This window comes from Thiomonas islandica (assembly GCF_055383445.1).
In genome coordinates this window covers 76,549-101,364 of the sequence record NZ_AP042391.1, presented here as the reverse complement: position 1 = coordinate 101,364, position 24,816 = coordinate 76,549, and the positions used below count along the sequence as shown (strand labels likewise).

Genomic DNA, 24,816 nt, shown 5'->3' with positions numbered 1-24,816 from the left:
CCGCGATCAGTCACCCTCAATCGTTGAACATGCGCTGCTTGAGCTCGCGGCGCTGCTGTGCCTCGAGCGACAGCGTGGCCGTGGGCCGCGCCAGCAGTCGGCCCACGCCGATCGGCTCGCCAGTCTCCTCGCACCAGCCATACTCGCCGCTTTCGATGCGGGCGAGCGACTGCTCGATCTTTTTGAGCAGCTTGCGTTCCCGGTCGCGAGTGCGTAGCTCCAGCGCGTGCTCCTCCTCGATGGTGGCGCGGTCTGCCGGGTCGGGGACGAGCAGGGTGTCTTCGCGCAGATGTTCGGTGGTCTCACCCGCATTACGGATCAGGTCGTCGCGCATGCTGATGAGCAGGCGGCGGAAATATTCGAGCTGTACCTCGTTCATGTATTCGGATTCTGGCATGGCCAGCAGGTCCTGCTCGGTCAGCTCGGACACCGGTTTGTTCTTCCAGGCGTTGGCGTGTTTGGGGTCGGACTTCTTGGGCGCGGGTTCGATGGTTGTGCTGCTCATGGAACTTCTGTCGAGTCGGATGGGCTGCGGCGACCCCATGGCCGCCGACAAGGGCTTTGCGGCGTGGAGTTTACCCACGCCGGGTGATGCGGCGCGTCGCAGCGCCGGAGCGGTTTTTCTGGCTGGCGCGGGCGCAGCAGCCGGCGCGGCAGACTTGGCCGAGGCGGCCGTACTGGTTTGGCCGCCAGGCGCGGCTGCCGCTTTTTTCCTGTCGGCGGGCGAGGACTTGGCAGGCGCTGCGGCCGTCTTGTTCGCTGGCGTGCTCGACGACGCTTGCTTGGACGCTGTTTTCTGAGGCAATTTCACTGCGAAAACCCTCCCGAAATTTTTGGTTCCAGCGGCCATGGGCCGCTCGTCCAGCCGCGCAGCCCATGCCGCCGTCTGCACCCGGTATCAGCCCGTCCGCATGGTGCAAGCCGTCAAGCGATTAAGGCGCCCGTCCAGGAAAAACCGCCCGATTCTATTCATTTCGCATGACCAGGCAAGGCGATCAACCGACCAGGCATTGCCTCAAGCCCTGCTCCAGAATGTCGCGGGGCAGATCGATGCCGATGAACACCATCTTGCTCTGCCGCTGTTCCTGCGGTCCCCACGGCGCGGCCAGGTCGCTCCCCATGAGCTGGTGCACGCCCTGGAACACCACCTTGCGGTCGATGCCCTGCATGTTTAGCACACCCTTGTAGCGCAGCATGCGCGGGCCGTAGACCTGGACGATGGCGCCGAGAAAGTCTTCGAGCCGGGCCGGATCGAACGGCTTGTCGGCGCGGAACACGAAAGACTTCACATCGTCGTCATGATGGTGATGATGCGGGTGGTTGCAGTGCGCGCCGTGTTCGTGGTCGTGATCATGAGGGTGGTCATGGTCGTGCGCATGCCCATGCTCGTCTGCCTTGAGGAAATCGGGGTCGATGTCGAGCTTGGCATTGAGGTTGAAGCCCTTGAGGTCGAGTACCTGCGCCAGCGGTACCTCGCCGAAATGCACCACGGTTTGCCTGGCGCGCGGGTTCATGTGGGCAAGGCGATGTTGCAGCGCGGCGAGTTCGTCGCTGCTGACCAGATCGGCCTTGGAAATGAAAATCTGGTCGGCAAAGCCCACCTGGCGGCGTGCCTCTTGGCGGGTGTCGAGTTGCTGGTTGGCATGTTTGGCGTCGACCAGGGTGAGGATGGCGTCGAGCATGTACTGGCTGGCGACTTCATCATCCATGAAAAAAGTCTGCGCCACCGGGCCGGGGTCGGCCAGACCGGTGGTTTCGATGATCACCCGGTCGAACACGATCTCGCCCTTGCGGCGCCTGAGCGCCAGGTCGGCCAGGGTGGCGCGCAGGTCGTCGCGGATGGTGCAGCAGATGCAGCCGTTGGACATCTGCACGATCTGCTCGCCTTCTTCGCGCACCAGGATGTCGGTGTCGATGTTTTCCTCGCCAAATTCGTTTTCGATGACGGCAATCCGGGAGCCGTGCGCTTCGGTGAGCACGCGCTTGAGCAGCGTGGTCTTGCCGCTGCCGAGAAAGCCGGTGACGATGGTGGCGGGGATGAGGGTGGACATGGGGATTTCCTTTTCAGAGCCGACAGTGGGAATTGGGGGCACTCGGTGGAAAGTCAATTCCTGCGCAGCAACAGGCCCTTGAGGTAATCGCCTTCGGGGAAGTGCAGGCTGAGTGGGTGGTCGAGCCCGGCATGGGTGCGCGCGACGATCTGCGCATCGGCCCCGGCGTCGAGCGCGGCGCCGGCGACGATTTTCTGGAACAGCTCGGCGCTGACCGCACCGGAACAGGAAAAGGTGAACAGCCAGCCGCCAGCGGGCAGCAGATGGAACGCGAGGCGGTTGATGTCCTTGTAGGCGCGGGCGGCGCGCTCGACCTGTTGCGGGCTGGAGGCGAACTTGGGCGGATCGAGCACAATGGCATCAAACTGCGCGCTTTGCTCGCGCAGACGGCGCAGGGTGGCGTTGACATCCGCATCGACAAAGCGCGTGTGCGCAGGGTCGAAGCCGTTGCGCAGCACATGCTGCGCCGCCAGCGCCAGCGCCGGCGCGGAAGAATCGACCGACACCACCTGCTGCGCGCCGCCGGCCAGTGCGGCCAGGGTGAAACCGCCGGTGTAGCTGAAGCAGTTGAGCACGCGCCCCAGAGCATGGTCGCGCACCAGCTCGGCAAAGCGGGCGCGGGCGTCGCGCTGGTCGAGGTAAAAGCCGGTTTTGTGTCCGGTGGCGACATCGACTAGCAACCGCAAACCGTTTTCGGTGATCTCGACCTCGGTGCTGCCGCTGCCGTGCAGCCAGCCGGTGGCCGCTGGCAGGCCCTCGCGCTCGCGCAGCGCGGCGTCGGAGCGCTCATAGACGCGCGCCTTGGGCAGCAGCGTGCGCAGCGCGTCGACCAGCGCGGGCTTCCAGCGCTCGATCCCGGCGCTGCCGGCCTGCAGCACCACGATGTCGGCGTAGCGGTCGACGATGCAGCCGGGCAGGCCGTCGCTTTCGCCATGCACCAGGCGGCAGGCGGTCAGGTCCAGCCCGAGCGTGCGGCGGCGTTCGATTGCGGCGTGCAGCCGCTCGGCAAGGAACGCCGCGTCGATGCGCTGCGCCGCGTCGAAACTCCATACCCGCAGCCGGATCTGCGAGCTGGGGCTGAAGGCGGCCCAGGCGAGAAACTGCCCGTCGTGCGACTCGACCCGCACGGTTTCGCCGCTATCGGCGCTGCCCTTGGCGATCGAGCTGGCAAACACCCAGGGGTGGCGACGCAGCAGGGAACGTTCCTTGCCGGGGTGCAGGCGGATGGTTTTCATGCGAGGCGGGCTGAATGCTCAGCTTTTCTTGCGCGCACGCGGGTGCGCGGCATCGTAGGCCTTGGCCAGGTGTTGAAAGTCTAGGCGGGTGTAGACCTGCGTGGTGGCGATGCTGGCGTGACCGAGCAGTTCCTGCACCGCGCGCAGGTCACCGCTGGACTGCAGCAGGTGCGAGGCAAACGCGTGGCGCAGCATGTGCGGATGCACCTGGGCATCGATTCCAGCAGCGCGGGCGTGTTCGCGCAGTTCAAGCCAGACGCGCTGCGCGGTGATGCGCCCGCCGCGTGCGCCGAGGAACAGCGCGGCCTGTGCGTCGGCATCGGCGTCGGGGCGCAGCAGGGTTGCGCGGTGCGCTAGCCATTGCCGCAGCGCCTGCAGCGCGGGTTGGCCAATGGGCACGCTGCGGCGCTTGCTGCCCTTGCCGGTGACCGTGGCCTCGGCCGCGTCCCAGTCGATCCAGCCGCGTGCGGCGGGGCTGGCGCGCAGGTCCAGATTGGTGAGTTCGGACACGCGCAGGCCGCTGGAATACAACAGTTCGGCGATGGCATGCACGCGGGCATGGCGCGCAGCAAGGGTTTCGCGGTTGCGCGCATGCGTCTTGCTCGATACCGCCGGCTCGGGCGCATAGGCGGCCAGCGCCACCGCCTGGTCGACCGGCAGCGCCTTGGGCAGCGGCCTGGCCGCCTTGGGTGCGCGTACGTCCTGCACCGGGTTGGCCGCGACCACACCGCGGCGGCCCATCCAGCGGAAAAAGCTGCGCCAGGCCGACAGCCGCGCCGCGATGGCGCGCGGGCTCATGCCTGCGGCGTGCAGTTGCGCGGCCCAGCGGCGGATGTGCGCGGTGTCGATCTGCGCCAGCGGCAACGCCCCGGCGCGTGTGAGCAGATCGTCCAGATCGCGGCGGTAGTTCACCAGCGTGCCGGGCGCGAGTCGTCGCTCGGTCTGTGCGTAGGCGAGGTAATCCGCAGCCAGGGCGCGCAGCTCGGTGCTGCCTGGGGGATGCGAGGCGGGCGCGGCCATGCAACGTTGTGACGCCCTCAGCGCGCCAGCAGCCCCACGAGCGCGGCGCTGGCGAGCTGGCTGATATGGGTGAGAAAGTCGGTGCCCATGTCCGCGGTGAAGCGCTGGGTGTCGGGCGAGGCCAGCACCAGCAGGCCCATGCACATGCTGGTGTGCGGGTTCTGCAAGGGGATGAGCGCAAGCGACTGCGCCATTGCCGCATCGGCTAGCCAGTGCGCGGCCTCGAAACCGGGGTTAGGGCCGACGAAGGGCGCGGCCAGGCTGGCAGCAAAGGTTCTGGCGTCGTCACTGACTCCAGTGGCAAAGCCGAGTGCGGCGAACTCCGCGCGCACCGGCCAGAGCTTGAGCGCGGTCATCGGCAGGTCGAACTGCGCCTTGAGTGCGTCCTGCAAGGCGCGGGGGAGGTGTTCTGCGGCGCCGTGCTGCGCCAGCATCAGGTCGCGCGCCCACAGCAGCAGCTTGCCGGCCAGCGCCTCGTTGTCCACCGCGTTGCGCATCATCGCGGCCAGGCGGTGTTCGAGGGTGCGCATCTTGTCGCGCAGCATTTCCATCTGCCGCTCCTGCAGCGATACCGCGCGGTTGCCGTGCGGGCTGGGCAGTTGCACCGTGGCGAGCAGCTCGGCATGGCGCTCGAAAAAGTCGGGGTTGGCGGCCAGATAGGCGGCCAGCTCGTGCTCGTGCAGTTCCATTGGGTTCTCCTGAAATCAGCGTGGATCGGGCAGATCGATCGTGCCGTCGAATACAAAGGCGGCCGGGCCGGTCATGTGCACCGCGTGGCCTGGCCCGGCCCAGGAAATGGTCAGCAGGCCACCGCGGGTCTGCACATCGACCGCGCCCTGCAGCCAGCCGTGGCGCAGCCCGGCAACGACCGCGGCGCAGGCGCCGGTGCCGCAGGCCAGGGTCTCGCCGGTGCCGCGTTCCCACACCCGCAGGCGGATGTGCTGCGGATCGACGATCTGCATGAATCCGGCGTTGACCCGGCGGGCAAAACGCGGGTGATGCTCGATGCGCGGGCCGAGCTGGTGCACCGGCGCGGCGTCCACATCGGCCACACGCTGCACCGCATGCGGATTGCCCATCGATAGCACGCTGACCCAGACGGTTGCCTCGCCCAGATCCAGCGGCCATTGCTCCCATCCGTCCACCTGCCGCGGCAACAAATCGCTGGCATCGAACGGCACCTGCGGCAAATCGAACACCGGCGCGCCCATGTCCACGCGCACGCGGCCATCGGCCTGCAGTTCGGGTTCGATGACGCCGGCGAGCGTCTGCACCCGGATGCGGCGCTTTGCGGTCAGTCCCTTGCCATGCACATAGGCGACGAAGCAGCGCGCGCCGTTACCGCACTGCTCGACCTCGCCGCCGTCGGCGTTGAAAATGCGGTAGCGGAAATCCACATCGGCCGAGGGCGCGGGCTCGACCAGCAGGATCTGGTCAGCACCGACGCCGACATGCCGGTCGGCCAGCAGCCGCAGCTGCGCCGCGCTCAGCGCGATGGACGTGCGGGTGGCATCGAGCACGACGAAGTCGTTGCCGGCGCCGTGCATTTTGGTGAAGGACAGGCGCATGGCGTTTTCAGTAGACGGAGGGCTGATCGTCTGGGCGGGTCTTGAAGCGTTTATGCACCCAATGGTATTGCGCCGGCATGGTGCGCACCTGTTCCTCGATGAAGCGGTTCATGCGCCGCAGATCGGCGTCGATGTCGGTGGGCTTGCCTTTGGCGTCGAGGGTAGGGAAGTCGGCCCAGGCCGGATGCACGGTGATGCCATAGCCGCGCGCGCCGGGCAGCATGCGGGTGACCACCGGGTACACCCGGGCGTCGGCTGACGCGGCCAGCCGTGGCACCACGTCCAGCGTGGCCGCGGGCACGCCGAAAAAGTCGATGAAGCGCGCGCTGCGCGGCCCGAAGTCCATGTCGGGCAGGGTGTAGAACGGCACCCCGTCGCGCAGCTGCCGCAGCATGCCGGCCGCGCCAGCGTGCCGCGAGACGATGGCCGCGGTGTGAAAGCGGCTGCGCCGGGCCACCACCCACTGGTCGAGCACCTTGTTCTTCTGCGGGGTGTACATGCCCGAGATCGGGCGCGGCGCCACCAGGCTCAGCGCGGTCCAGCCGGCATCCAGTCCCTCGAAATGAAAGCCCAGCAGAAGGGTGTTGCGGCTGCCGTCCAGCGCCTCGGTCACCGCGCCGTCCAGATGCAGCAGCCGCTGCAGCCGGCGCGGGCTGGCGTACCAGAGCACGCCGCGCTCCAGAAAGGCGCGCGCCAGATAGACGAAATGCCGCCGCCCAATCGCACGACGCTGCGCCGCGCTCCACTCGGGAAAGCACAGCTCGAGGTTGCGCAGGGTGATGCGGCGGCGCGAGCGGGCCAGCGGCCACAGCAGCCAGCCCAGCACCGCGCCCAGCGCGGCAAGCAGAGGGTAGGGCAGCAGGTGCAGCAGCCAGATCAGCGCAATGCTTAGGCGCGCAAGCACTGCCTTCATGTCGCGCCCTCCGTCGGGGGTGGCGGGGCACCCGTGGGACGCTTGTAGCGGTTGTAGCCCCAGAGGTATTGCTCGGGGCAGCGGCGGATCAGTGTTTCCATCGCCTGATTGATCTGCGTGGCTGCGCGTTGCGGATCGGCGTCCAGCGGCTGCGGGAGCGGTTCGAGCATGAGGGTGTAGCCGCGCCCGCGCGGCAGGCGCAGTGCCGAGGCCAGAATGATGCGGGCGTTGCCCAACTGCACCAGCCGGGCCGGGAGGGTCATGGTGTAGGCAGGGCGGCCGAAAAAGTCGGCCCAGACACCTTCGCCGCTGCCCGGTGCCTGATCGGGCAACAGCCCGACCGATTCGCCCGCACGTAGCGCGCGCAGCAACTGCCGCACCCCGGCCAGATTGGCCGGTGCGATCATCAGATTGTGCCGCTGACGCGAGGCCAGTGCCACCGGCTGCAGCGCGGCCTTGCGCGGCGGACGATACATCACGGTGATCGGGCCCCAGGCGGCAGCGGTCTGCGCCGATACATCGAAACACCCTAGATGCGGCGTGAGGTAAAGCACACCCTGACCCTGCGCGCGGGCTGCGTCCACATGCTCCTTGCCGATGACCCGTACCCGGTGAACCGGCGCTCCGGGCCCCTGGCGGAACCACACCGCGGGCAATTCGCCGACCATGCGTCCGGCCTGCGCCGCGGCCTTGCGCGCAAGGCGTTTCGGGTCATACCCGGCCTGACGCAAATGGGCGCGCAGCCGCCGCCGATAGGTGCCTGACGCCGCATAGACCGCCAGCCCGAGCGCCGCCCCGAGCGCCTGGAGCAGGCCCAGGGGCAAGACGGACAACCAGCGCAAGACGCGAAGCAGCATGATTTCCCTGCAATGCAAAGGGTGCCATGTTACGGATTGGCGCGTGCCCGGCGCGGGCATAGAATGCGGCGCACTGTCACCGAGTTAATGACAACTTGCGGGGTGGCAGGGGCGGCAGGCTTTCGGGTCTGCCGTGTCGATGTCCGCTAAAGCGTCGCCGTGCGAGACCCAGACGGTGGCGTCAGACCAACCGTGAGAAAGGGGCCCCCATGGCAAATCACTTCCTGTTCACCTCCGAATCCGTCTCCGAAGGCCACCCCGACAAGGTGGCCGACCAGATTTCCGACGCCATTCTCGACGCCATCCTCGCGCAAGACCCGGCCGCGCGGGTGGCCGCCGAAACGCTGGCCAACACCGGGCTGATCGTGCTTGCGGGCGAAATCACCACCCACGCGGTGGTCGACTACATCCAGGTGGCGCGCAACACCCTCAAGCGCATCGGCTACGACGACGCCGACTTCGGCATCGACCACAAGAGCTGCGCCGTGCTGGTGGCTTATGACAAGCAAAGTCCCGACATCGCGCAGGGCGTCAATCGCGCGCACGACGACAACCTCGACATCGGCGCGGGCGACCAGGGCCTGATGTTCGGCTACGCCTGCGACGAAACGCCGGATCTGATGCCTGCGCCGATCTTCTACGCGCACCGCCTGGTCGAGCGCCAGAGCCAGCTGCGCCGCGACGGCCGCTTGCCCTGGCTGCGCCCGGATGCCAAGAGCCAGATCACCTTCCGCTACGAGGACGGCCGGCCGGTGGCGATCGACACCGTGGTGCTGTCCACCCAGCACGCGCCCGACATCGCCCTGGCCGATCTGCGCGAGGCCGTGATCGAGCACATCGTCAAGCCCGTGCTGCCGCACGAGTTCATGCGCGCAGAGGTCAAGTACCTCATCAACCCCACCGGGCGCTTCGTCATCGGCGGCCCGCAGGGCGACTGCGGCCTGACCGGGCGCAAGATCATCGTCGACACCTACGGCGGGGCCGCCCCGCACGGCGGCGGCGCATTCTCCGGCAAAGATCCGACCAAGGTCGACCGCTCTGCCGCCTACGCCGCGCGCTATGTGGCGAAGAACATCGTCGCAGCCGGACTGGCAAAAAAATGCCTGGTGCAGATTTCCTACGCCATCGGCGTGGCGCAGCCCACCAGCATCATGGTCACGACGCAAGGCACCGGGGTGATCGACGACGCCAGGCTCGAACAACTGGTGCGTCGGCATTTCGACCTGCGCCCCAAGGGCATCATCCAGATGCTCGACCTGCGCCGGCCGATCTACGAGAAGACTGCGTCGTACGGTCACTTCGGCCGCGACGAGCCCGAGTTCAGCTGGGAGGCCACCGACAAGGCTGCGCTGCTGCGCGAAGACGCCGGTCTGGGCGCGCGGGCTGCCGCCGCAGCCATCTGACCCCGCCTGCTGCAGCGGCGTCAGTTCGCGAAGCGGTCGGTCGCCTCGATCAGGCGCGACAGAATGCCAGGTTCGTTGTAGGCGTGCCCGGCGTCGGGGACGAGCTGGAACTGGGCCTGCGGCCAGGCGCGGTGCAGTTCCCAGGCGGTGCGCATCGGGGTGCAGATGTCGTAGCGGCCCTGCACGATCACCCCGGGGATATTGGCCAGCCGACTGGCGTTGCGGATCAGCTGGCCTTCCTCCATCCAGCCGGCGTGGACGAAGTAATGGTTCTCGATGCGGGCAAATGCCAGCGAGAACGCGTCCTGCGCGTGCTGCACGATCTGCTGCTCGCTCGGCAGCAGGCGGATGGTGCGGCCTTCCCACACGCTCCAGGCACGGGCGCAGGCCAGTTGCTCTTCGGGATCGGTGCCGGTCAGGCGCTTGCGGTAGGCCGCAATCAGGTCGCCGCGCTCGGCCTCGGGGATGGGGGCGATAAAATCTTCCCAGAAATCCGGAAACAGCCAGGACGCGCCGTGTTGATAGAACCACAGCAGCTCGGCCCGGCGCAGGGTGAAAATGCCGCGCAGCACCAGCGCCGACACCTGCTCGGGATGCGTCTGCGCATAGGCCAGCGCCAGGGTGCTGCCCCAGGATCCGCCCAGCACCAGCCAGCGGTCTACCCCGAGCAAGGTGCGCAGCCGCTCGATGTCGTCTACCAGATGCCAGGTGGTGTTGTTCTCCAGACTGGCGTGGGGGGTGGAGCGTCCGCAGCCGCGCTGGTCGAACAGCAGCACGTTGTAACGCGCCGGGTCGAACAGGCTGCGATGTTCGGGCGAGCAGCCCGAGCCCGGCCCGCCGTGCAGGAACACCGCCGGCTTGCCACTCGGGTTGCCGCACAGTTCCCAATAGATGCTGTGTCCGTCTCCGGTGTCGAGCATGCCGGTGCGGTACGGCTCGATCGGGGGGTAGAGGGTGCGTGGGTTCATGTCGAGGGAAAGCGGCGGATGGAACGGGTGCCCGCACGGGGCACCCTCCTAGAATAGCCGCTTCGCGACATTTCAATCCCACCCTTTCATGCGCACCACAGAACTCGGCGGCGTGACCGTCCATACCCAGGCTAATGTGTATTTCGACGGCAAGTGCGTCAGCCACGGCATCACCCTGCCAGACGGCAGCAAGAAGTCGGTCGGCGTGATCCTGCCGTCCACACTCACCTTCCAGACCGCCGCGCCCGAAGTCATGGAATGCGTGGCCGGTTCCTGCGAATACAAGCTGCCGGGCAGCGACACCTGGCTCAAGTCCAGCGTGGGCGAGCGCTTCAGCGTGCCAGGCAACACCCGTTTTGAGATTCGCACCTCCGAGCCCTATCACTACATCTGCCATTTCGGCTGAATCGTCGTCGACACGCGCATCCTCCCATGGCCACTATTCTGCAAAGCCTGCCCACCGGGCAAAAAGTCGGCATCGCTTTTTCCGGCGGGCTTGACACCTCTGCCGCCCTGCTGTGGATGAAGCAAAAGGGCGCCCAGCCCTATGCCTACACCGCCAACCTCGGCCAGCCCGACGAGACCGACTACGACGACATTCCGCGCAAGGCGCTGGGCTTCGGTGCGGTCAAGGCCCGGCTGGTGGACTGTCGCCGCCAGCTGGCGCACGAAGGCATCGCCGCGATCCAGAGCGGCGCATTTCACATCTCCACCGGCGGCATCACCTACTTCAACACCACACCGCTGGGTCGTGCGGTCACTGGCACCATGCTGGTTGCCGCGATGAAGGAGGACGACGTCCACATCTGGGGCGACGGCAGCACCTTCAAGGGCAACGACATTGAACGCTTCTACCGCTACGGCCTGCTGACCAATCCGGCGCTGAAAATCTATAAGCCCTGGCTCGACCAGACCTTCATCGACGAGCTCGGCGGTCGCAAGGAGATGAGTGAGTTCCTCATCAAAAACGGCTTCGACTACAAGATGAGTGTGGAGAAGGCCTACAGCACCGACAGCAACATGCTCGGCGCTACGCACGAGGCCAAAGATCTGGAAAGCCTGTCGTCGAGCATCCGCATCGTCAACCCCATCATGGGCGTGGCCTTCTGGAAGCCCGAGGTCGAGGTCAAGGCCGAGGAAGTGACCGTGCGCTTCGAAGAAGGCCAGCCGGTTGCGCTCAACGGCCGGACCTTCGACGATCCGGTGGCGCTATTCCTCGAGGCCAACGCCATCGGCGGCCGCCACGGGCTGGGCATGAGCGACCAGATCGAAAACCGCATCATCGAGGCCAAGAGTCGCGGTATTTACGAGGCGCCCGGCATGGCGCTGCTGCACATCGCCTACGAGCGCCTGCTCACTGGCATCCACAACGAGGACACCATCGAGCAATACCGCATCAATGGCTTGAAGCTCGGCCGCCTGCTCTATCAGGGTCGCTGGTTCGACCCGCAGGCACTGATGCTGCGCGAAGCTGCGCAGCGCTGGGTGGCGCGCGCGATCACCGGCGAGGTCACGCTGGAGCTGCGTCGTGGCAACGACTACTCCATCCTCGATACCCAAAGCCCCAACCTCACCTACGCGCCCGAGCGTCTCTCCATGGAAAAGGTCGAGGACGCGCCGTTCAGCCCGGCCGACCGCATTGGCCAGCTCACCATGCGCAACCTCGACATCGCCGACACTCGCGCCAAGCTCGGCATCTACGCCAAGGCCGGGCTGATCGCTACGGGCGACGCCAGCAGCATGCTGCACTTGCAAGGCGATCGGCGCGAATGATGCCTGCCGGCCGATGACTCCGGATGAGCGAGGCCGTCATACGCACGGCCAGTCGCACCGACGTGCGCTGGCGTGGTGCGGCACCGAACCGCTTCAGTGCGGCGGCTCCCTGCCGTCGATCATCGCCAGCGGCAGCGGGTAGCGCGCCCGCCAGCTACCGACGGCGAGGCCGAGCAGGTGCAGCGCAACCAGCCCCCACAGCAGGTCCGACGCCAGCGCGTGCAGGCTCTGCAGCGTCTCATCCCCCCAGAACGCATCGGTGCGCAGCAGGTGGCCGCTCGCGCCGAGCGCGAGCACTGTGGCGAACATGGCCAGCACGTTCCACGCTGCGAGCGGGTTGTAGCCGTGGGCAAGCGGCGCACCTCCGCGCAGCAGGTCGCGCAGCCACTGCAGCACCCGACGCGGACCGAACATCAGCGCAGCCAAGCGCGCTGGCGCTGGGCCGAACAGCGCATACCCCAGCCGCCACACTACCGCAGCGGCGGCCAGGTACCCGAGCCAGACGTGCGCCTCGCGCGAGCTCGACTCGACCAGCCAGGCGGCTGCGCAGCCACCTGCCAGAGTCCAGTGGGCAATGCGCAGCGCTGGGCTGATGCGGCGAAAGCTCAACGCCGCTCTTCCTTGACGATGCGGCCATCGACTGGGTCGAAATAAATCTCGACCCGCTTGCCGGCCGCGTCCTTGCCGTAGATCTCGTAGCACTGGCCCTTGGTCGTCTTGAATTTATCGATGGTGTAGCCCTTGGCCTTGAGCTCGGCTTGGAACGTCGCCGCATCGCGCCAGGCAGACGGCGGCTTGTCGGTGCAGGTCGGGCCGGCCAACGCCAGGCTCGCCGCCGAGCCCAGCGTCAAAGCACCGGCGGCAGAGTGAAGCAAACGGATCGAGGCATCGAACGTGAAAACACGCATCACCAACTCCTTGCAAAAGTTCATCGTTTGCAAATAGTAACTATTCGCAAAACAAAGTTGTGAATGACCCGATTTGGGATGGGGTGATGTCGTGGCCTGTGCCGATGGCCGCGGCACGTGGTGATGCTCGCGACACACTTGCGAGCGTGTGGTTGGATCGACGGCAAAGCGGGTCGGGCGACAAAACCGACGCGTCGCAGTGCAGGGCCGGCTCGTCGTTTGCGCCTGGCGGCGGAGCTGGCGTGTCGACGCGCGCGACAGGCGTTGGGTCGCCTGCGTCCTTTGCGTCCAGCAGGTCACCTGGTGAACAATGAACGACGTCCACCGACCTGACCTTGCCGCCGATGCCCGACATCCATCATTTCACTCTGTTCGTGATTTCCGGTTTGCTGCTGAACCTCACGCCCGGCGCGGACATGCTGTTCATCGCCTCGCGCAGCGCGCAGCAGGGAGTGCGCGCCGGTGCTGCGGCGGCGCTCGGCGTCGGCGTGGGCTGTCTGATCCATGTGGGCGCGGTGGTTGCGGGGCTCTCCGCGTTGCTTGCGGCATCGGCCACTGCGTTTGCCATCGTCAAATGGCTCGGCGCGGCATATCTTTTGTGGCTGGGTATTGGTTTGCTGCGTTCTCGCGCGGGTGAGCCGGTCGTGGTCGAGGCATCTGCGCCGCAGCGCTTGGGCGCGGTGTTCATGCAGGGGCTGCTGACCAATCTGCTCAACCCGAAGGTCGTGCTGTTTTTCCTCGCCTTCCTGCCGCAGTTCGTCGATCCAAACGACACGCACCGGGCATTGGCGCTGCTCGCCCTCGGTCTGGTGTTCAGCGTCAACGGCACGCTGGTCAATCTGCTGCTGGCCTGGGGTGCGGCGCATGCAGGGCGGCGGGCGGCGCGGCTGCAGCGTCTGGCACTGTGGCTGCGGCGGGTTGTCGGTGGGCTGTTCGTCGTGCTTGGCCTGCGGCTGGCCTGGGCGACGCGCTAGCTGAAACTCGCGAGGATGATTTGTTCGCCGACGATTTGCCCGCTGCGATTTGCTCGTCGGCGTCGACCGGCTCGACGATTCCAAGGGCTTGCAGCAAAGGCTGAAGGCATTCCGCCGGCTCCTTGAGCGCTATCCCCAGACGCGAGAACGCGCCTCACTGATCCAGGTTGCCGCACCGTCGCGCGAAGGGATTGACGCCTACGACGAGCTCAAGCGGAGCTCGAGGGGCTGTGCGGCGCGATTAACGGCGATTTCGGCGGACTAGAGTGGATGCCGGTGCGCTACCTGCACCGCACCGTCACCCGCCAGCGTCTGCCTGGGCTGTACCGCGCCGCAGGGTGGCGCTGGTGACACCGCTGCGCGACGGCATGAACCCGGTCGCGAAGGAGTACATCGCCGTGCAAGACCCGGACGACCCCGGCGTGCTCGTGCTGCCACGCTTTGCCGGGGCCGCCGAGCAGCTCGGTGACGCGGTGCTCGTCAGCCCGTATTCGACCGAGTAGACCGCAGACGCCATCGCCACCGCGCTGCGCATGCCGCTTGCCGGCTCGTGGCTCACTGCTTGCGTGTCTGTGGCGTGTAGTGGGCCTGCAGGTAGGCGGTGATCTCCTTGGCGGTCGCTTCGTCGATCGGTGCGCCGTAGGTCTTGATCATCTTGGTGACTTCCATCTCCCAGGTCGCCGCGGGCAGCGGCGGTTGCATGGTGATGTAGGTCACGCTGTGGCACATGCTGCAATGGCCGAGCACGGTGTCGCGCCCGGGGCCTGCGGCCAGCTCGGCGGTATAGGTCGGCCATTTGCCGACGCGGTAGACGGTGCCGGCGCCGGGCTCGGCACGGGCCGGCTGCGCGACGCTGCCGAGCGTGCCGTTGGCGTAGTCGCCGGAGGTGACGAGGCCAGGGCGCTCGAGCGCCCAGACGCTGGCCGCAGCCGACAGCGCGGCAATAGTGAGAAGGGTTTTGCGCATGGTCATCGTCCTCAAGCGTTGAGCACGAGCACCTCTTGGCGCTCGATCTTGTTCCACAGATAGCCACCCGGGTTCCACACACCGGTGTCGGGCTGTACGTGGCCCTTGGCGTCGGTGGCGCGCACCGCGAGGGTGTATTTGCCCGGCGCGGTCGGCGTCCACGGCAGGCTGTATTCGCGGAACGAGTAGGGCCCGAGGTTGGGGCCGAGGCGCGCCAGTCGCCAGGTCTGGCCGTCGTCGACCGAGACCTCGATCTTGGTCACCGCGCCATGCCCACTGAAGGCTACACCGCGGATGACCGCTGGCACGCCGGGCAGCAGCGGCACGGCACCATCCGGGTCGACGATGAACGAGCGCACCGGCATGTTCACATGGCCGATCGGCACCAGCTTGACCTTGCCCGCCTTCACGTCATCGGGCGTGGTGCTGCCGTTGGGCGTGTCGGGGATTTGATATGCCGGCTTCATCCAGAAATTGGTGTCAGGCTCGGTCAGCGCGCGGATGAAACTCAAGTGCTTGGTCCAGTAGGTGGCGAACTTGCCAGGCATGACCAGCCGCACCGGAAAGCCGTTGAGCATCGGCAGCGGCTCGCCGTTCATCAGGTAGGCGATGACCGCAAGCTTGAGCACCGGCTCGTCGACATCCCACGATTTGAGGAAGCGGTTCGAGCCCTTGCCTTCGGGCCCAGGGCCATGGTCCAGCCCCTCGAACTGGATTTGCACCGTGCCGGATTTGACCCCGGCGCGCTTGAGCACGTCGACCAGGCGCACGCCGGTCCACTGCGCGTTGCCCATCGCCCCATTACCCCATTGCCCGCCGGGCACCCGCGGCTGGAAGCGGCTGCGCGAATTGCCCGAGCACTGGTTGACCGCGGCGATCGTTACCGGCTTGAACTCGCGGCGCAACTGCTCAAGGCTGAGCTGCAGCGGACGCTCGAAATTCCCTTCGAGCGTGAGCCGCCAACTGGCCAGATCGACCGCGTTCGGGATCTCGGGCAGGTGGTAGCGGACGTAAAACGCCTCGTTTGGCGTGATCGCGGTGCGGAAATAGCGCCGCGGTGTCTCGAGCTGGATCGGCCGGTCGGTCAGCCGGATCAACGGCAGCTTCTGCGGGTAGGTGACGAATGGGCCGACGCTGTTCCAGTGCGGATTCGGCCCCGGGCCGGTGAACGGCTCGAGCGGCGTCTCGGTTTGTGGCGAGACGACCGCCCAGGCTGGGCGGGCGGCGAGCAGCGCAGCGCTGCCGCCGATCAGGCCGAGCAGGTCTCGGCGACCGTTGTCGATCTGCATGAAAAATGTCCTCGGGATGGGTTGTTGTTGGTGAATTCCGGCTGAGACGCCAATCAAGACATGATGCAAAAAATTGCAGATGTCTTGATTTGTAATAATCAACAAGACTGGCTCGGCTCGGGACTGGGGATTTCCTACTGGCGCGGGTATCTGACCACGCGTCTGGGTCCGCCGCCTTGCAGCCGTCCCCGCCTGGGGGCAGCGCGGGTGCACGAATAACGTTCAGGCCCTAGAATCAGTCGGCTCGTCGTTGAGATGCTTCGCGTCCATCCGCACGCAAAACGGGGTTGGTGTCAGGCCCATGTGGTCCTGCCAGCCGCTTGCGCAGACGGACCGGTTCAGGGGCGTTGCACGGCCAGCTTGGTTCCGAGGAGCGTTGCAACGCATGGCGGGTGTCGCAAACCTGCCGTCGCCAGGCTCGGGACATTGATCGCAGGCCGCCATGGAAACACTTTGCAGGCGGCCTTCCTTCAACGGCGCTCACCCAACCCGTGCCGGGCGCGGGATGCGGTGCGCATCCGTTCCCGGCCACTTTGTTCGGAGTGTGTATGAACGCTGTGGTCGATTTGAAAACTTCTCCCGATTATGTGATTGCCGACATCGGCCTGGCCGACTGGGGCCGCCGCGAGATCGCCATTGCCGAGAGCGAAATGCCGGCGCTGATGGCCATCCGCAATGAATACGCGGCCAGCCAGCCGCTGCGTGGCGCGCGCATCAGCGGCAGCCTGCACATGACCATCCAGACCGCGGTGCTGATCGAAACCCTGCAGGCGCTGGGCGCGCAGGTGCGCTGGGCGTCGTGCAACATCTTTTCCACACAGGATCATGCCGCCGCCGCGATTGCCGCCAACGGCACGCCGGTGTTCGCGGTCAAGGGCGAGTCGCTCGAGGAGTACTGGAATTACACGCATCGCATTTTCGAGTGGCCCGACGGGGGCTACTCGAACATGATCCTCGATGACGGCGGCGACGCCACCATGCTGCTGCATCTGGGCGCGCGGGCCGAAACCGACGCCGCAGTGCTCAGCCACCCGACCAGCGAGGAAGAACGCGTGCTGTTTGCCGCGATCAAGGCGCGCCTTGCGACCTCGCCCAAGTGGTATTCCACGCGGCTTGCGCAGATCAAAGGTGTGACCGAGGAAACCACCACCGGCGTGCACCGCCTCTACCAGATGCATCAGCGCGGCGAGCTCAAGTTTCCCGCGATCAACGTCAACGACTCGGTCACCAAGAGCAAGTTCGACAACCTCTACGGCTGCCGCGAGAGCCTGGTCGACGGCATCAAGCGTGCCACTGATGTGATGATCGCCGGCAAGATCGCCGTGGTCTGCGGCTATGGCGATGTGGGCAAGGGGTCGGCGCAGGCGCTGCGTGCGCTCTCGGCGCAGGTGTGGGTCACCGAGATCGACCCGATCTGCGCGTTGCAGGCGGCGATGGAAGGCTACCGCGTGGTAACCATGGATTACGCCTGCGACAAGGCCGACATTTTCGTCACCGCCACCGGTAACTATCACGTCATCACCCACGACCACATGGCCCGCATGAAGAATCAGGCCATCGTCTGCAACATTGGCCACTTCGACAACGAGATCGATGTCGCGGGCATCGAGAAATACCAGTGGGAAGAGATCAAGCCGCAGGTCGATCATGTCATCTTCCCCGACGGCAAGCGCATCATCCTGCTCGCCAAGGGACGGCTGGTCAACCTGGGCTGCGCCACCGGCCATCCGAGCTACGTGATGAGCTCGAGCTTTGCCAACCAGACCCTGGCGCAGATCGAGCTGTTCACCAAGACCGCCGATTACCCGGTGGGCGTCTACACCCTGCCCAAGCATCTGGACGAGCATGTCGCGCGGCTGCAGCTCAGCACCTTGAATGCCGAGCTCACGCAACTGACTGATCAGCAAGCGGCTTACATCAACGTGCCCAAAGAAGGCCCGTACAAGCCGGCCCATTACCGGTACTGACAGCATGGCTTCGTCACAACCGGTCAGCCTGAGCTTCGAGTTCTTCCCGCCCAAGACGCCCGATGGTGCCGACAAGCTGCGGGCGGTGCGCCAGAGGCTGTATGCACGTCGCCCCGAGTTCTGCTCGGTGACCTTCGGCGCGGGTGGATCCACGCAGGAGGGCACGCTGCAGACGGTGCGCGAAATCCTTGCCGAGGGCATGGACGCCGCGCCACACCTGTCGTGCATCGGGGCCAGCCGCGCCTCGGTACGCGGGCATCTGCAGGCGTTTGCGGCCGCGGGGGTCAGGCGCATCGTCGCGCTGCGCGGCGATCTGCCGTCGGGCTATGGCATCGGCGGCGAGTTCCACCACGCTCGCGATCTGGTCGCGTTCATCCGTGAGGAAATGGGTAGCGCATTTCATATCGAGGTTGCCGCCTATCCCGAGATGCACCCGCAGGCCAGGAGCCCGCTCGACGATCTGCAGCATTTCGCCGAGAAGGTGCGCGCCGGGGCCGACTCGGCTATCACCCAGTACTTCTACAGCGCGGCGGCCTACCGGCGTTTCGTCGACGACGTGCGCGCGCTGGGGCTGGACCTGCCGGTGGTGCCGGGCATCATGCCCATCACCAATTCCAGCCAGTTGCTGCGTTTCTCTGAGGTGTGCGGCGCCGAGATCCCGCGCTGGATCCGGCTGCGGCTACAAAGCTACGGTGACGATCGCGAGTCCATCCGTGCGTTCGGCCGTGAGGTGGTCGCCAGTTTGTGCGAGGAACTCATCGCCTGTGGCGCGCCCGGACTGCATTTCTACACCCTGAACCAGGCCGAGCCGACACTCGCCGTACTCGACGATCTGGGTTATTGAGCGCCTTTGCGCGGTCTGCTGACGGCATGCAGAAGGAGTGCCGCCAGCGCAAAACCCGCGCCTGCGGCGGTCACGGCTGGCCAGCCGCCTGCGGTCCAGGCATGGCTGGCGACGAACGAGCCCACCGAGCCGCCGATGAAGTACAGCGTCATGTACACCGCGTTGATGCGGCTACGCGCAGCCGCATCCAGCGCGTAGATGCGCGTCTGGTTGGCGATCTGGCCACCCTGCACCCCGGCGTCGAGCAAGAGCACGCCGACGATCAGCCACCACAGCCCATGCGCGCCCGGCGCGAACACGGCCCAGGACAGCAAGGTCAGCGCGATGGCGACGAACAGCACCCGTCGCGGCCCGCCCGGCCTGTCGGAGTGTCGGCCAGAGAGGGGGGCGACCGTTGCGCCCATGATGCCCAGCACGCCGAACGCCCCGACCACCGCTGGGCCAAAACCATACGCCGGGCTTTGCAGCAGCGGGGTGAGCCCCACCCAGAACACGCTGAAGCTGGCGAAAAGCATCCCGCCGGTGATTCCGGCAAACCGCAGTTCGCGGTGCAGGGTGAACTGTTGCAGCGTCGAGCGCAGCAGAGCGGCATAACTCTGGCTTGCAGCGCTTCTGTCCACCGGCAGCCTCGGCAGCACGCGCCACAGCATGAGCCACATGCCGATGTTCACCAACGCGGCAAACCCATACACCGCTTGCCAGTCCAGCAGCCCGGCAATGCAGCCGGCGAGCACCCGCCCGCCCAGTATGCCCACCAGCAGCCCGCTCATCACCAGGCCGATGGCCTTGCCGCGCGACTGAGGCGGTGCAAGGTGCGCGACCATCGGAATGATCTGCTGTGCAAGGCTGGACAGCATGCCGATGGCAAACGACGCCACGGCCAGCAGCCACACGCTGGGCGCCAGCGCCGCGCACAGCAGCGCGGGCGCGAGCAGTGCGGCCATGATCAGAATGACCCGGTGGCGCGCATGGCGGTCGCCCAGCGGCCCGAGCAGCAGCAGCCCGGCGGCATAGCCGATCTGCGTGGCTGAAGGCACCGCGGCCACGCCTGCCACCGTGGTGTGCAAGTACTGAGCAAACTGCTCCAGCAGTGGCTGGGCGTAATAAATGTTGGCAACCGACACCCCGCAGGCCAACGCCATGAAACCGATGAAATGGCGCGACAGCGGCGGATGCGCGGCGTGCGCAGGGGCAGAGACCGGGGAATGGGCAGACATGGGGATGCTCTTTTGCAGCCGGATATTGTCGCGGCGCATCAAACCGGTTGCTCGGCGGGGGACTTCGCGCCTGCGCTTGTAGCCCTACACTGGCGGCTTTCGCATCCTGCACTGTTTTCAGACCATGTCCTCAACGCTCGAAGCGGCGGTTCACGCCGCGCTGCAAACCCTGCAAGACCCGCAGACCGGCAGATCGCTGGTGGCGGAAAAGGCCATCAGGAATCTGCGTATCGAGGGCGGTGAAGTGTCGCTGGAGGTCGAACTCGGCTATCCGGCGCGCAGCCTGCATGCCGACCTGCAAAAGCAGGTCATCGATGCGCTGCGTGCCGTGTCCGGGGTGCAGAACGTATCGGTCGCGGTGCGCAGCCATGTGGTGTCGCACGCAGTGCAGCGGGGCCTCAAGCCTCTGCCCGAGGTGAAGAACATCATCGCCGTGGCCTCCGGCAAGGGGGGGGTAGGTAAGAGCACCACGGCGGCCAATCTCGCGTTGGCGCTGGCGGCCGAAGGTGCGCGCGTCGGCCTGCTCGATGCCGACATCTACGGCCCGTCGCAGCCGATGATGATGGGCGTGTCGGGCCAGCCGCAGAGCCGCGATGGCCAGACCATGGAGCCGCTGGAGAACTACGGTGTGCAGATCATGTCCATCGGCCTGCTGATCGAACCCGACAACCCGATGATCTGGCGCGGCCCGATGGCCACGCAGGCACTCGAACAGCTGCTGCGCCAGACCGCCTGGCAGGACCTCGACTATCTCATCGTCGACATGCCGCCGGGCACCGGCGACATTCAGCTCACGCTAAGCCAGCGCGTGCCGCTGACCGGTGCCATCATCGTCACCACCCCGCAGGACATCGCCCTGCTCGATGCGCGCAAGGGCCTCAAGATGTTCGAGAAGGTCGGCGTGCCGATCCTGGGCATCGTCGAGAACATGGCGACGCATGTGTGCTCGCACTGCGGCCATGTCGAACACATTTTTGGCGAGGGCGGCGGGCAGCGTATGAGCAGCGAGTACGGGGTCGATTACCTGGGTGGCTTGCCGCTGGACATCCGTATTCGCGAGCAGGCCGACGGCGGCCGTCCCACCGTGGTGGCTGACCCTGACTGCGCCATCGCGCACATCTACATGTCCATCGCCCGCGCCGTCGCGGTGAAAGTGGCGCAGCAGGGGCGCGACTACAGCGCCAGGTTCCCGACCATCAGCGTGCAGAACAGCTGAGCCGCGGGTGGCCGAATCATGTCCGGGCCGGGGCGCTGGCAATTCTGGATTGACCGCGGTGGCACGTTCACCGACATCGTGGCGCGCTGTCCCGATGGTGCGCTGCTGACCCACAAACTGTTGTCGGACAACCCCGAGCAGTACCGCGACGCCGCGGTCGCCGGCATCCGGCACCTGCTCGACCTGCCGCCGGATGCGCCGATCACGCCGCAGCAGGTGGAGTGCGTGCGCATGGGCACGACGGTGGCGACCAATGCACTACTCGAACGCAAGGGCGAGCCGTTGGTGCTGGTCACCACCCGCGGGTTTCGCGATGCGCTGCGCATCGCCTACCAAAACCGCCCGCGGCTGTTCGACCGCCGCATCGTCCTGCCCGATTTACTCTACAGCCGTGTGATCGAGGCGGACGAGCGCGTGGCAGCCGACGGCAGTGTGCTGCAGCCGCTGGCCCAGGCCGCACTGCGCGCGCAGCTGCAGCAGGCCTTCGATGCCGGGCTGCGCGCCGTGGCCATTGTCTTCCTGCACGGCTGGCAACAGACCGTGCACGAGGTGCAAGCCGCAGCCATCGCGCGCGACATCGGCTTCACACAGATCAGCACCTCGCACCAGACCAGCCCGCTGATCAAGTTCATCTCGCGCGGCGACACTACCGTGGTCGATGCCTACCTTTCGCCCGTCCTGCGGCGGTATGTCGAGCAGGTGGCTGCCGAGATGCCGGGCGTGCTGCTGCTGTTCATGCAGTCCAGCGGCGGGCTGACCGAGGCGCACGGCTTTCGCGGCAAGGACGCCATTCTGTCCGGCCCGGCCGGGGGCATCGTCGGCATGGCGCGCACCGCGCAGGCGGCGGGGTACGACCACGTCATCGGCTTTGACATGGGCGGCACGTCCACCGATGTGTCGCATGTCGCCGGCCGCTTCGAGCGGGTGTTCGACACCGAAATCGCCGGGGTGCGTCTGCGCGCACCCATGCTGCACATCCACACCGTCGCCGCAGGCGGCAGCTCGATCGTGCAGTTCGACGGCGCGCGGCTGCGCGTCGGGCCGGACTCTGCCGGGGCCAATCCCGGCCCGGCGTGCTACCGGCGCGGTGGGCCGCTGACCCTCACTGATGCCAATGTGCTGCTCGGCCGCATCCGGCCTGCGCATTTTCCGCCGGTATTCGGCCCGCAGGCCGACCAGCCGCTCGATGTCGATGTGGTGCGCGCGGGCTTCGAGGAACTGGCAGCACGCATCCAGCGCGACACCGGCCAAGCGCAGACGCCCGAAGGCGTGGCCGAAGGCTGTTTGGCCATCGCGGTGCAGGCCATGGCCGGGGCGATCAAGCGCATTTCCATGGCGCGCGGGCACGACGTCACCCGCTACGTGCTGCAGTGCTTCGGCGGTGCCGGCGCGCAGCATGCCTGCAGCGTGGCCGACGCGCTGGGCATGCAGCGGGTGTTCATCCATCGCTTTGCTGCAGTGCTGTCAGCCTACGGCATGGGGCTGGCCGAGCAGACCACGATGGTGCAACGCAGCGTGGAAGCGCCGCTCGACGCAGTGCTGCTGCCCGATCTGCACGCGCTGCGCGATAGCCTCGCCGCCGAGGCGGTGCACGCGCTGCAGGCGCAGGGGGTTGCGGGCGATGCGATCCGTGTCGATGTGCGCGTACTGCTGCGCTACGCCGGCAGCGACGCGGCGTTGCCGGTCGCGCTGGACAGCCCCGGCACGATGCGTGCCGCGTTCGAGCAGGCGTACCTGCAGCGCTTTGCGCACCACATGCCCGAGCGCGGACTGATGGTCGAGGCGCTGGTCATCGAGGCCGCGGGAGGTGGCCAGAGCGTTGAGGCCGAACCAGCGCAGCCGCTGGCCAGCGGGGCGATGCCGTGCCAGGCGCAGGTGCCCGTGTTCATCGGCGGGCGCTGGCAGCAGACGGCGCTGGTGCGGCGCACGGACTGCCGACCGGGGCAGTACATCGACGGCCCGGCGCTGCTGGTCGATGCGCACACCACCGTCCTGGTTGCGCCCGGCTGGCGTGCCGGCATCACCGCCGCTGGTCATGTGGAACTGCAGCGCCATGCGGCGCAGACCCGCAGCGGCGACGACGACACCGCAGTCGATCCGGTGCGGCTGGAGCTGTTCAACAACCGGTTCATGCACATCGCCGAGCAGATGGGGGTACAGCTGCAAAGCACTGCGGCGTCGGTCAACATCAAGGAGCGTCTGGATTTTTCGTGCGCACTGTTCGACAGCGAAGGCCAGCTGATCGCCAATGCGCCGCATGTGCCGGTGCATCTGGGATCGATGGGCGAGAGCGTGCGGGCCGTGATCCGCGAAAACCGAGCCACCATGCGGCCCGGCGACGTGTTCATGCTCAACGACCCCAACCACGGCGGCACCCACCTGCCCGATATCACCGTGGTGACCCCGGTGTTCGACCGCGCCGGTGCGCAGGTGCTGTTCTACGTCGGCTCGCGCGGTCATCATGCCGACATCGGCGGGATCACCCCGGGTTCGATGCCGCCGTTCTCACGCCGCATCGACGAGGAGGGCGTGGTGATCGACAACTTCAAGCTGGTCGAGGCCGGGCGGCTGCGCGAGGCCGAGGTACTGGCGCTGCTGCAAGGCGGCGCATGGCCCGCGCGCAATCCGCAGCAGAACCTGGCTGACCTCAAGGCGCAGATCGCGGCCAACCAGATTGGCGTTCAGGAACTGCACCGCCTGGTGGCGGAGCATGGCCTCAGCGTTGTCCAGGCCTACATGCGCCATGTGCAGGACAACGCCGAAGCCGCGGTGCGCCGGGTGATCGGCGCGCTGCATGAAGGGCGCTTCAGCCTCGAACTCGACAGCGGCGCACGCATCTGCGTGGCCATCCGCGTAGATCAGGCCACGCGCAGCGCCACCATCGACTTCACCGGCACCTCGCCGCAGCAGCCGGACAACTTCAATGCCCCGCGCGCGGTCACCGTGGCCGCAGTGCTGTATGTGTTTCGCTGTCTGGTGGACGACGACATCCCGCTCAACGCCGGGTGCCTCAAGCCACTGCGGCTGATTATTCCCGAGGGATCGATGCTCGCGCCGCGCCCGCCCGCCGCGGTGGTGGCCGGCAATGTGGAGGTCAGCATGTGCGTGACCAATGCGCTGTTCGGCGCCCTCGGGGTGCAGGCTGCCAGCCAGTGCACCATGAACAATTTCACCTTCGGCAATGCACAGTACCAGTATTACGAGACCATCGCCGGCGGCTCGGGCGCCGGAGGGTTGTTCGATGCCGCCGGTCGGCTGGTCGGCGGCTTTGACGGCACCTCGGCGGTGCAGACCCACATGACCAACTCGCGCCTGACCGACCCAGAAGTGCTCGAGCAGCGCTATCCCGTGCGACTGGAGCGCTTTACCCTGCGCGCCGGGTCGGGCGGAGCAGGGCGCTGGCGCGGCGGCGACGGCGCGGTGCGCTGCATCCGCTTTCTTGCGCCGATGACCGCGGCCATCCTGTCCAACGGCCGGCGCGTGGGCGCGTTCGGCCTGCGCGGCGGCGCGCACGGCGCGGTGGGCATCAACCGTGTGCTGCGTGCCGACGGCAGCAGCGTCACGCTGGCTGCATGTGCCAGCGTGGACATGCGCGCGGGCGATCTATTCATCATCGAAACGCCGGGCGGCGGCGGATATGGCTGAAG

23 protein-coding genes, 1 pseudogene and 1 riboswitch are annotated in these 24,816 nt (G+C 66.8%); of the genes and pseudogenes, 10 read left to right on the top strand and 14 right to left on the bottom strand.

Going from position 1 to position 24,816, the window contains the following annotated elements:
* Positions 1–16: 16 nt before the first annotated feature.
* Positions 17–505, bottom strand: a complete 489-nt coding sequence (dksA, locus tag ACZ47F_RS00500) for an RNA polymerase-binding protein DksA (protein WP_464925359.1) — start codon at positions 503–505, stop codon at positions 17–19.
* Here dksA and ACZ47F_RS00495 point away from each other — a divergent pair.
* A complete protein-coding gene (locus ACZ47F_RS00495) occupies positions 504–800 on the top strand; it encodes a hypothetical protein (protein ID WP_464925358.1) in 297 nt (98 codons plus the stop codon). The genes dksA and ACZ47F_RS00495 overlap by 2 nt on opposite strands.
* A gap of 195 nt (positions 801–995) precedes the next feature.
* Here the strand turns inward: ACZ47F_RS00495 and ACZ47F_RS00490 are convergent, their stop codons facing one another.
* The 7 genes from ACZ47F_RS00490 to ACZ47F_RS00460 are packed head-to-tail and all read right to left on the bottom strand — an operon-like array spanning position 996 to position 7,644.
* Positions 996–2,051, bottom strand: a complete 1,056-nt coding sequence (locus ACZ47F_RS00490; protein ID WP_464925357.1) for a CobW family GTP-binding protein — start codon at positions 2,049–2,051, stop codon at positions 996–998.
* Between the two features lie 53 nt (positions 2,052–2,104).
* Complete coding sequence (locus tag ACZ47F_RS00485) at positions 2,105–3,286, bottom strand: class I SAM-dependent rRNA methyltransferase (protein WP_464925356.1); 1,182 nt, start codon at positions 3,284–3,286, stop codon at positions 2,105–2,107.
* An 18-nt stretch (positions 3,287–3,304) separates the two neighbouring features.
* The gene (locus ACZ47F_RS00480) at positions 3,305–4,306 is read right to left on the bottom strand and encodes a tyrosine recombinase XerC (RefSeq protein ID WP_464925355.1); all 1,002 of its coding nucleotides are present in this window, start codon (positions 4,304–4,306) and stop codon (positions 3,305–3,307) included.
* A gap of 17 nt (positions 4,307–4,323) precedes the next feature.
* Positions 4,324–4,995 (bottom strand): DUF484 family protein, encoded by a 672-nt coding sequence (locus tag ACZ47F_RS00475; protein WP_464925354.1) that lies wholly within the window; start codon positions 4,993–4,995, stop codon positions 4,324–4,326.
* Between the two features lie 15 nt (positions 4,996–5,010).
* Positions 5,011–5,874: a diaminopimelate epimerase gene (gene dapF / locus ACZ47F_RS00470; protein WP_464925353.1), complete on the bottom strand. Its 864-nt coding sequence runs from the start codon at positions 5,872–5,874 to the stop codon at positions 5,011–5,013.
* A 7-nt stretch (positions 5,875–5,881) separates the two neighbouring features.
* Positions 5,882–6,787 (bottom strand): LpxL/LpxP family acyltransferase, encoded by a 906-nt coding sequence (locus ACZ47F_RS00465; protein WP_464925352.1) that lies wholly within the window; start codon positions 6,785–6,787, stop codon positions 5,882–5,884.
* A complete protein-coding gene (locus ACZ47F_RS00460; RefSeq protein WP_464925351.1) occupies positions 6,784–7,644 on the bottom strand; it encodes a lysophospholipid acyltransferase family protein in 861 nt (286 codons plus the stop codon). Before ACZ47F_RS00460 ends, ACZ47F_RS00465 begins: the two co-directional genes overlap by 4 nt.
* Positions 7,645–7,853: 209 nt before the next feature.
* On the opposite strand from ACZ47F_RS00460, the gene metK reads away from it, so the two are divergent.
* Positions 7,854–9,047, top strand: a complete 1,194-nt coding sequence (metK, locus tag ACZ47F_RS00455; protein WP_464925350.1) for a methionine adenosyltransferase — start codon at positions 7,854–7,856, stop codon at positions 9,045–9,047.
* Between the two features lie 20 nt (positions 9,048–9,067).
* Here the strand turns inward: metK and pip are convergent, their stop codons facing one another.
* Positions 9,068–10,015 carry a prolyl aminopeptidase gene (pip, locus tag ACZ47F_RS00450; RefSeq protein ID WP_464925349.1) on the bottom strand — a complete coding sequence of 316 codons (948 nt, stop codon included), beginning with the start codon at positions 10,013–10,015 and terminating at the stop codon, positions 9,068–9,070.
* 88 nt (positions 10,016–10,103) lie between these two features.
* On the opposite strand from pip, the gene ppnP reads away from it, so the two are divergent.
* Both ppnP and argG read left to right on the top strand, forming a co-directional pair.
* Complete coding sequence (gene ppnP, locus ACZ47F_RS00445; protein WP_464925348.1) at positions 10,104–10,421, top strand: pyrimidine/purine nucleoside phosphorylase; 318 nt, start codon at positions 10,104–10,106, stop codon at positions 10,419–10,421.
* A gap of 26 nt (positions 10,422–10,447) precedes the next feature.
* Entirely contained in the window at positions 10,448–11,788 is a 1,341-nt protein-coding gene (argG, locus tag ACZ47F_RS00440) for an argininosuccinate synthase (RefSeq protein WP_464925347.1), read from the top strand.
* Positions 11,789–11,881: 93 nt separating this feature from the next.
* On the opposite strand, the gene ACZ47F_RS00435 is transcribed toward argG, so the two are convergent.
* Positions 11,882–12,397: a cytochrome b/b6 domain-containing protein gene (locus tag ACZ47F_RS00435; RefSeq protein WP_464925346.1), complete on the bottom strand. Its 516-nt coding sequence runs from the start codon at positions 12,395–12,397 to the stop codon at positions 11,882–11,884.
* Positions 12,394–12,696 (bottom strand): PepSY domain-containing protein, encoded by a 303-nt coding sequence (locus tag ACZ47F_RS00430; RefSeq protein ID WP_464925345.1) that lies wholly within the window; start codon positions 12,694–12,696, stop codon positions 12,394–12,396. Before ACZ47F_RS00430 ends, ACZ47F_RS00435 begins: the two co-directional genes overlap by 4 nt.
* 344 nt (positions 12,697–13,040) lie before the next feature.
* Here ACZ47F_RS00430 and ACZ47F_RS00425 point away from each other — a divergent pair, with 344 nt between their 5' ends.
* Together ACZ47F_RS00425 and ACZ47F_RS00420 are read left to right on the top strand one after the other, a co-directional pair.
* Positions 13,041–13,670 (top strand): LysE family translocator, encoded by a 630-nt coding sequence (locus ACZ47F_RS00425; RefSeq protein WP_464925344.1) that lies wholly within the window; start codon positions 13,041–13,043, stop codon positions 13,668–13,670.
* Between the two features lie 40 nt (positions 13,671–13,710).
* Positions 13,711–14,170 (top strand): annotated as a pseudogene (locus ACZ47F_RS00420) (trehalose-6-phosphate synthase); the annotation flags it as partial.
* A 55-nt stretch (positions 14,171–14,225) separates the two neighbouring features.
* Here the strand turns inward: ACZ47F_RS00420 and ACZ47F_RS00415 are convergent.
* Both ACZ47F_RS00415 and ACZ47F_RS00410 read right to left on the bottom strand, forming a co-directional pair.
* Positions 14,226–14,636 (bottom strand): sulfide dehydrogenase, encoded by a 411-nt coding sequence (locus tag ACZ47F_RS00415; protein WP_464925343.1) that lies wholly within the window; start codon positions 14,634–14,636, stop codon positions 14,226–14,228.
* An 11-nt stretch (positions 14,637–14,647) separates the two neighbouring features.
* On the bottom strand, positions 14,648–15,925 hold the full coding sequence (locus tag ACZ47F_RS00410; protein WP_464925342.1) for a molybdopterin-dependent oxidoreductase: 1,278 nt from the start codon (positions 15,923–15,925) through the stop codon (positions 14,648–14,650).
* Positions 15,926–16,287: 362 nt separating this feature from the next.
* Positions 16,288–16,414: riboswitch (S-adenosyl-L-homocysteine riboswitch) on the top strand.
* Between the two features lie 59 nt (positions 16,415–16,473).
* Between ACZ47F_RS00410 and ahcY the strand changes: the two genes are divergently transcribed.
* A complete protein-coding gene (gene ahcY / locus ACZ47F_RS00405; RefSeq protein ID WP_464925341.1) occupies positions 16,474–17,892 on the top strand; it encodes an adenosylhomocysteinase in 1,419 nt (472 codons plus the stop codon).
* Positions 17,893–17,896: 4 nt separating this feature from the next.
* A complete protein-coding gene (gene metF / locus ACZ47F_RS00400; RefSeq protein WP_464925340.1) occupies positions 17,897–18,736 on the top strand; it encodes a methylenetetrahydrofolate reductase [NAD(P)H] in 840 nt (279 codons plus the stop codon).
* On the opposite strand, the gene ACZ47F_RS00395 is transcribed toward metF, so the two are convergent.
* Entirely contained in the window at positions 18,730–19,953 is a 1,224-nt protein-coding gene (locus tag ACZ47F_RS00395; protein WP_464925339.1) for an MFS transporter, read from the bottom strand. The two genes, metF and ACZ47F_RS00395, sit on opposite strands and share 7 nt — an antisense overlap.
* Before the next feature lie 124 nt (positions 19,954–20,077).
* On the opposite strand from ACZ47F_RS00395, the gene apbC reads away from it, so the two are divergent.
* Together apbC and ACZ47F_RS00385 are read left to right on the top strand one after the other, a co-directional pair.
* Positions 20,078–21,169, top strand: coding sequence for an iron-sulfur cluster carrier protein ApbC (gene apbC / locus ACZ47F_RS00390; RefSeq protein WP_464925338.1), 1,092 nt, complete (start codon positions 20,078–20,080; stop codon positions 21,167–21,169).
* An 18-nt stretch (positions 21,170–21,187) separates the two neighbouring features.
* Positions 21,188–24,814: a hydantoinase B/oxoprolinase family protein gene (locus tag ACZ47F_RS00385; RefSeq protein ID WP_464925337.1), complete on the top strand. Its 3,627-nt coding sequence runs from the start codon at positions 21,188–21,190 to the stop codon at positions 24,812–24,814.
* The last annotated feature ends 2 nt before the right edge of the window (positions 24,815–24,816 follow it).